We start from the raw sequence: 7,210 nt of genomic DNA, 5'->3' as shown, positions 1-7,210 counted from the left end.
GCAGTGTTGAGCGTTGGAAGTTACCAGCACCAAGGTTAAACACAAAGCTCACCATCACATCGTATTGAGCTTGGGTAACTTCAATTTTAAGGGCGTTGTTTACAATGGTTTCTGCAGAGGAAATGTCGTTTACAAAATGGGTCGCAATATCTTGGTTTGAAAGTTCAGTATTGGGTTTTACTGATTTGGTGTGGCCTACCCCGACAGTCCATACATTGGCACTGCATTGATAGGCCTGTGTTCGGCACCCCTCCAAATTTGCGATATGCGATAAACCTTGTTCGCTGGTAGCCAAATTGGAATCAATGCCAAAGACAACGCCCAGTATGACTCCCACTGAACAAATGGCTTTAGTCGCTAATCTCTTCATATAATTTCTCGCTGATGGGACGTTTGCGAATTTCTTCGAGCGTTTTCTTTTTGTAATGRCGGTTAATGAACACGGTAGACACCACGCACACCCCACCAACGAGGCTCATCCAATCTTGCAATGAGAACGCACCAAACAAAGCAAAAGCCCAACCAGAGACATACGCGGATAAAGAACTTATCTTTTCTTGCATATTTCACCCATAAAAAAAGCACCCCGAAAGGTGCCAGTAAACGTCATAAATTGCAGGTATAAAAAAACCCCGCCGGATGGGCGAGGTTTTTTAATGTGGTAATTATGCTTCAAATCTATAATATAGTAAAGACAAATAATTCATTAACGTAAATTTATAAAGTGAGGTGTACTTTGTATATTAATTTAAAATCTTTATCCGCTAGAAAATTCAACAAATTAACTTTTAAAATAGAACTACCTATTGGAATATCAAAATATCAATATAATTTATTTTCAGATGAAAAATATAAAAATGAACTCAAGCCATATACAATTAAAGATACCGATAACTTCGATGAAGAATTCTGTTACTACTGTGGTTCTGAAGCTGTAGTTGTTCGTAAAGCATTTCTTCATGATGGTTTAGGGTATAATTTATGGATAGTCTCAGATCCAAAATCATATTATCCATTATGTAATGAATGTCATTCCGCACTCGGCCCTAAAAATATGTTGTATTTAGGAAGAGCCAAAGAAATAAAAAGCAATCTAAAAGGATTAAATACATTAAAGCCATTCCTCACCATACCAAATGTTAATTCATATGAATCAGATTATCATTTTAATTTTAATGGTGAGCTTATAGGAAAAACAAATGAAGGTATAAATACTATAAATAAACTATCTCTTAATAGGAGTGGGTTATTACTTAGAAGACGCAATGTAATAAATGAAATAATTGATACAATTTCAACTGAAATGTTAAACATTTCAGAACCTAAAAAGAACATCCCTATATTTAAGAATCCTATAGACCTAAATTTTTCAAGTGAGTATTTTGATTATATTTTCTATGTTGCACTAAAAGAAAACATTAAAAATAATTTATTAATCGATTCAAAAAACAATCTCATTCTTGAAAAAGATTATAATATAATTAAATATGAACATGATGAAGTTAAAAAAAAGGAAATATTGTATAGTAAGAATACAATTGACATTTACAAATTAATTGATAAGTACCCAAATATTTATAAGCACATAACCCGCTACTATTGCTGCATATTAAATCACAATTTAAAAAAATCATACCGTGCTAATTCTAACATCAAAGCTAGAAATTTAAAAAACCTTCACTTAGATTTCAACAATATATTACAAAGAGCAAGTGATAATAAAAATAACAATGTAGTAGTTACTAATAGTAAAATTAATAAAATAACATTTACAGGAATTAGAAACTTCCAAGATAATTCTGAAATTACAATTAATAATAGAAAATCAATAATTATAATTGGTGAGAATGGTGTAGGAAAATCTAGTATTCTAGAATTAATAGACAAATGTTTTGGTCGACAAGACAATAACCTAATAAATTTAATAACTAATGGGTATAAATCAGCAAAAGTTAATGTTAATTATATAAATAAATTAGATGACACTATCATTGAACAAAAAAGCAAAAAACCATCAATAAGTAGTCATCACTCAAGATTTTATGTAATAAAAATAAATGAAAATAGAGTATCATCTACACAAATGACTAGAAACCTTGATTTACTAGTTAAAATTAGAGAAAATAAAGAGATATTCGATTTTATAGGTCAAAATTTAATTGATTTATTTGACCTTCCTATCAGCTCAGAATTAATTATAAACAACAATGTTGCTCTTATTAAAACAAATAATAACCTTATTGAAATTGAGCATTTAAGCAGTGGTTATCGCTCTGTCTTTTCAATCTTTATGTATGTAATCACATATTTTGTTAAAAATACAATCTTTACATTATCTGATTTAAAGCTTGCTCTTGAAAATTCAATGATACTAATTGATGAACTGGAACTGCATCTTCACCCCAAGTTCAAAAAAAATATCTTAGCTAAATTAAATCGTGTTTTTCCAAATACATTATTGATAACAACAACGCATGATCCTCTTATACTAACATCTTGTGATAAATCAGACCAAGTTATCGTCTTAAAGGAAATTGAAGGTAAAACACATATAAAAACAGATCTACCAAATGTAGAGAACTATAGTGTAGAGCAAATATTGACTAGCCCTATATTTGGATTATCCACAATCAATAGACTTAAAACTTACGAATCAAAAATTTATGCTTATCATTTGGCTTTAAAAAATAAAGATTGGGATTTGGTTGATAATTTACAAGATGAATTAGCTAATAGTGGATATTTTGGAAATTCATATAGGGAATTTATAATAAGCTCTGTATTGGATTTATATAATTCTGATGATATTCAACCAAATAAAAACACTTTATTGAAAGAACTTAAAAACAATGAGTATTTATAATGAGGAAAATAAGCCCTTTAAAATCAGTACCAAATAATTTGAAATTTTTATCAAAAGAGTCTCGAGAATCTCGAACTAATAATTTAATTAAAATAAACAATCAAACTGGAAATAGTAAAGCATCCTTACATTTCCCAGGCTACAATTCAAATAAAACTTTAATTAGAAATATAGATAATGGTCGTTGTGCTTATTGTGGAAAATTAATCAAGGATACCCAAACTGAAACAGTTGAACATTACAGACCAAAAGCAGAGCTAACATTTAGAAAAAATTACTTAATCATCGATGAAATTTATAATAATGAGCACTCTCGCTCTGGAAAATACATTTTGAAAAAAAACAGCACCTGTAAATTTGGTTATTTTTTATGGGGAGATTATTATTTGAATTTATTACCATCATGTGAGTGTTGCAATACTGGACAAGGATACAATGGATTGTATATATGTCCTCCAAATAATAACGATGACTCAGGGAATATTGAGCATGGCTTAGCCTACGGCAAAAAAACATTATTCCCAGTTTTTTTAGAAAAACAGACTGACCATCGTGAAAATTTAAAATTCATAAATAGTTTAACCGGAGAATACCCTCTACTATTTAATCCATATTTTGATGACCCAAACGTATTATTCACTTATAAAGAACCTGTCCCTGCAAGTAATACTTGTGAGATGATAGTTAAAATAATACCAAGGAAAAACTTAAATAAAAAAGAAAAAATAAAAGCAATGGTTTCAATTAATATTCTAGGATTAAATAGAGAGTTCTTATGTATTGAAAGAGGAGCAATAAACCTAATCCTTTCTGGTATTGAAAATAGTATAAATAATTATATTGAAAATGATATAAATAATATTGAACATTGGGCATACTCGGCAGGAATGTTAGCAATACATTTTAATCATTCAACAAAAGAGCTACTTGGTTATAAAATAGCAACCTTCTCTCATTTAATTTTATCCGCTCATGATCAAATAGCCGAAAGATTTCCAATAAAAACTCAAACACTATTTAATCAGAATTCGTCATTTGAAGATAAAATTACTGAGCTCTTTAACTTTTATAAACAAAATCAACCAATAAAGAAAACATCCACTAAAATTAGAAATACATATAACCAATATTAATTAATCCTGCACAGACAACGCCGCTGCATTCCTTTTATCAGAAAGCCAATCCACCAAGGCTTTGATAACTGGCATGTAGCGGCGAAAGCGTGAATACGTGATCCTCAAAGTTAAACAAAAGTATGCAAAACGGGTTTCTTGAGTCCACTGGATACGCCCATCATCGCAACATGGGCATTTACGTATCACGCGGTTCTTGGCCTTCACCTTCCCTGAGCCATTACACTCTGGGCAGATTTGGCCTAATGATTGTGTTGCCTCTGCAATCGCTGTTATGCACATTGCATTGAGTGCTTTGTCTGGATAAGTTCCGCGCCATGTTTTCATGATCTCGTTTGCTTCAATCATTGTTGCTTTAAACAACTGCTTTGCTGATTGTGCATCATTCAAACATTCTACAAACAACACCAAAAAACCTACAGGTGATTGCTTCCATGCTATCCCTACTGTAGCGAGATACTCTTCTAATGTCATTAACGCTTTGCCGCCTTTTGATGGCTCGTAGTTAATCCCTTTTAAATCAAACTTTGCGATTACACGTTCAATATTCATTTGTTACTCTCATCTACAATAAGCACTCTTGTTTTACCAGAACCAACAAGAGCAAAACGGTTTGCGATGGTGACCACCTCACCTTTGATATGTTTAGCGGCTTCTGCAATCGCTTGGTTCCAATCAGCGCTTAATGCTAATGGTTCCATGTTGACGGCTTGACCACCTGCGTCGTAAAAAATCCCTTTCATGACACCGCCTGTAATTTCTTGTTCTTTCTGAAGCTCGGCCATGAGAACGTTACCCACTCGCCGTTATTTTCTAGCAAACGCTCCATCACTCGTGGCCCTAACATCTCAGTTAAGTTTTCAGTTTGAAGATTGGTAAGAATGCCCGTTGGTTTCTCATTGGTATAACGTGCATCGATGATCATATTCATCATCAGTTTTTCRTGGTCGCTCATGCGTTGCAGCCCTACTTCATCAAGAATTAATACATCCAGATTGCCGAGGTACTTCATRAAYTGCGCTTCAGTCGTGGTTGAGTTTGGTTTGTACTTGTCACGAATTTTAAGCATCAAATCCGCTACGGTGATCACAAGCACAGAGGTTTTACGTGCCATCAATCGGTTCGCAATAGCACACGCCAAATGATTTTTACCTGTGCCTGGTGTACCAGAGAAAACAAAACTGCTTGTTGCGCCCTTGCGGTAATTCACTAGCCAGTTTTTGGCTTGGTTATACGCTTGGCGTTGGCCTTGGTTCTCAGTGATGTAATTTTCAAAGCTGCAATTTAGGTGACGTTTCTTGATACCGCTACGTCCAAAGATGGATTGCACTTGGCTTGTTCGGTAGTTGTCACGCGCTTTGTCTGATGCGCTCTGCTCGCACTCCTTCGCAATTTGTGCCATGCGTTCTGGTGTGTGGGGAACAATATGCGCTGGAACGATTTGTTGTAATCTAGCCATTAAATTCATGATAATTCCTTAGTAACCTTTGGGAGCGGCAAACTGCGACGCATCAAGCTCTGGTGAATATTCCGCAATCTCGTTCATGCGGCTTGCTGTGTTCGTCTTGAGTTCAAACAACCCTTGCCATTCGTTGTCGATGGATTGATCGATAATTCGTTGCTGTAGTTTTTTATCGTTGCGAGATAATTCAAGCAGCTTAGCGATGCCAGTAAGCTCACCACGTTGGGTTTTGTATTTCTTCTTGATGGTTGCTCGATACTCAAGCCACTGCTGCCATGCAACCAGATTTAACTCTTCAGGAATTTCAGAATTTTCGACCAAAGATTTTTTTATATTTTTTACTGGTTCTAATTGACTGGTTCTATGACTGGTTCTGGGTGACACAGGATCACTAGGTTGGTGATCCTCTGACACTACCCTTGGTGATCGTGTGTCACTAGGGGGTGACAATTTGTCACCATCTAAATGAAGGTGATAAATGTTGCTAGAATTACCCTTTTCACCCTTACGATAAGTCAGAGTTACTAAGCCAGATTCAGATAATGCTTTGATGTGACGCATGGCAGTTCGACGGTCGATTTCACACATCTCAGCAATGTGATCATACGATGGCCAGCATTTACCGTTATCGTTCGCGTTATCGGCCAATTTAAGTAAAACAAGCTTACGAGTAGGATTCCCCACTTTAATGCTCATGGCCTTTGCCATTAAGATCATACTCATTGATTAGCCCTTTGTTTCATCTGGTTAAAAATAGCTTCAGCTTCGCATTTGGTCACAACGCAACGCATAAAACGATTACTTGCTATCCACTGCATTTGGCCGTGGATGTTTTGATATGAAAGACTCATTGCACAAAGTCCTTATTTCTTATTAGAAATTAAAGTTTGTAGATAATTTAAAATTGGCTCATGAGCGAGTTCACTTTCTTGAACTTCTTTGAAAGCGGCGCGAAGCTGGTCAATGCTTGCGTTTTCACTTAACAGAAGTACAAAACGGAGTGCCTCACCCGATTCTTTACTAAATTGGGCCAATAGCTGATCTCGTTTCATTTGAGTTTGATTTGATCCAATGGCAGCAACAGAGAACCCAAGTGGATTTAAAAATTGGTTTAATGCAGTACACGCCCTATCCACTGGCATGACGCTGATAATGGCTGGCAATAAATCCATAATGGTTGCTTTGGCTTCAACACTGCTTCGTTCGTTGTAGCGAAAGAAGTTTTGAGTGTTGTTCTTGTCATCCGCACCAGGAACTTTCAGCAGCTCTTTACGTTGTGCATCGACTTCTTGCGGTAAGCCCATTTTGAAATATGCGCTTGCGACTTTCTGAGCAATAAACTCTTTGCTTACTTCGCATCGCCACCCTTCTATGGCGTTACGCATAACGCCTTTTAAACTGGTTATCATGGTTTGTCCTTAATACTGGTTATTTATCCAGAGTGTTCTTACTCACCAAATATTCAAAATCACTGCTATTCTTTAAGTTCATCAGTTGATGAATTTGGAAAAATATCTTCAAAAGAACATTCAACACCGATACATCTAAATGCATTGATAATTTTCCAACACGTAACTAATGGCGGTGTACGAATTTCTTGTTCGTAATTTCCGATGGTTGATGTGGTTACACCGATCAACCTTGAGAAAGCAGCTTGGCTATAATTGGCCTTATTCCTATGTTCAGAAATTTTGTTCATGTATACCTCCTGAAAGCAATATACACACTTTGTGTCTAACCGTAAACACAAAA

At 35.0% G+C, this 7,210-nt stretch carries 10 protein-coding genes; 2 read left to right on the top strand and 8 right to left on the bottom strand.

Annotated features, from left to right (window positions below; genetic code table 11):
- A partial coding sequence (locus tag ED622_RS07335) for a glycoside hydrolase family protein (protein WP_122033261.1) occupies nucleotides 1–370 on the bottom strand: 370 nt, incomplete at its 3' end.
- The gene (locus tag ED622_RS07330; RefSeq protein WP_122033260.1) at nucleotides 351–563 is read right to left on the bottom strand and encodes an HP1 family phage holin; all 213 of its coding nucleotides are present in this window, start codon (nucleotides 561–563) and stop codon (nucleotides 351–353) included. The genes ED622_RS07330 and ED622_RS07335, both read right to left, overlap by 20 nt.
- A gap of 173 nt (nucleotides 564–736) precedes the next feature.
- Here ED622_RS07330 and ED622_RS07325 point away from each other — a divergent pair, with 173 nt between their 5' ends.
- A complete protein-coding gene (locus ED622_RS07325) occupies nucleotides 737–2,863 on the top strand; it encodes an AAA family ATPase (RefSeq protein ID WP_122033259.1) in 2,127 nt (708 codons plus the stop codon).
- Nucleotides 2,863–3,996 (top strand): HNH endonuclease, encoded by a 1,134-nt coding sequence (locus tag ED622_RS07320; RefSeq protein ID WP_122033258.1) that lies wholly within the window; start codon nucleotides 2,863–2,865, stop codon nucleotides 3,994–3,996. The genes ED622_RS07325 and ED622_RS07320 overlap by 1 nt, the downstream gene beginning before the upstream one ends.
- Here the strand turns inward: ED622_RS07320 and ED622_RS07315 are convergent, their stop codons facing one another.
- From ED622_RS07315 to ED622_RS07290, 6 genes are all read right to left on the bottom strand, one after another.
- Nucleotides 3,997–4,548 carry a hypothetical protein gene (locus tag ED622_RS07315; RefSeq protein WP_122033257.1) on the bottom strand — a complete coding sequence of 184 codons (552 nt, stop codon included), beginning with the start codon at nucleotides 4,546–4,548 and terminating at the stop codon, nucleotides 3,997–3,999. It abuts the gene before it with no gap.
- Complete coding sequence (locus ED622_RS07310; RefSeq protein ID WP_122033256.1) at nucleotides 4,545–4,739, bottom strand: hypothetical protein; 195 nt, start codon at nucleotides 4,737–4,739, stop codon at nucleotides 4,545–4,547. Before ED622_RS07310 ends, ED622_RS07315 begins: the two co-directional genes overlap by 4 nt.
- On the bottom strand, nucleotides 4,736–5,464 hold the full coding sequence (locus tag ED622_RS07305) for an ATP-binding protein (RefSeq protein WP_122033255.1): 729 nt from the start codon (nucleotides 5,462–5,464) through the stop codon (nucleotides 4,736–4,738). Before ED622_RS07305 ends, ED622_RS07310 begins: the two co-directional genes overlap by 4 nt.
- A 9-nt stretch (nucleotides 5,465–5,473) precedes the next feature.
- On the bottom strand, nucleotides 5,474–6,181 hold the full coding sequence (locus ED622_RS07300; RefSeq protein WP_122033254.1) for a helix-turn-helix domain-containing protein: 708 nt from the start codon (nucleotides 6,179–6,181) through the stop codon (nucleotides 5,474–5,476).
- 140 nt (nucleotides 6,182–6,321) lie between these two features.
- Nucleotides 6,322–6,867, bottom strand: coding sequence for a toxin YdaT family protein (locus tag ED622_RS07295; protein ID WP_122033253.1), 546 nt, complete (start codon nucleotides 6,865–6,867; stop codon nucleotides 6,322–6,324).
- A gap of 65 nt (nucleotides 6,868–6,932) precedes the next feature.
- On the bottom strand, nucleotides 6,933–7,157 hold the full coding sequence (locus ED622_RS07290) for a helix-turn-helix transcriptional regulator (RefSeq protein WP_060990848.1): 225 nt from the start codon (nucleotides 7,155–7,157) through the stop codon (nucleotides 6,933–6,935).
- Nucleotides 7,158–7,210 lie beyond the last annotated feature (53 nt).

This window comes from Aliivibrio sp. EL58 (assembly GCF_900312675.1).
Lineage (GTDB): Bacteria > Pseudomonadota > Gammaproteobacteria > Enterobacterales > Vibrionaceae > Aliivibrio.
This window is presented reverse-complemented; position numbering and strand designations above follow the sequence as displayed.

Coding starts and splice junctions, on each gene's coding strand:
- ED622_RS07295 (WP_122033253.1), bottom strand. CDS start 6,867: ATGATAACCAGTTTAAAAGGCGTTATGCGTAACGCCATAGAAGGGTGG.
- ED622_RS07320 (WP_122033258.1), top strand. CDS start 2,863: ATGAGGAAAATAAGCCCTTTAAAATCAGTACCAAATAATTTGAAATTT.
- ED622_RS07315 (WP_122033257.1), bottom strand. CDS start 4,548: ATGAATATTGAACGTGTAATCGCAAAGTTTGATTTAAAAGGGATTAAC.
- ED622_RS07310 (WP_122033256.1), bottom strand. CDS start 4,739: ATGAAAGGGATTTTTTACGACGCAGGTGGTCAAGCCGTCAACATGGAA.
- ED622_RS07300 (WP_122033254.1), bottom strand. CDS start 6,181: ATGAGTATGATCTTAATGGCAAAGGCCATGAGCATTAAAGTGGGGAAT.
- ED622_RS07290 (WP_060990848.1), bottom strand. CDS start 7,157: ATGAACAAAATTTCTGAACATAGGAATAAGGCCAATTATAGCCAAGCT.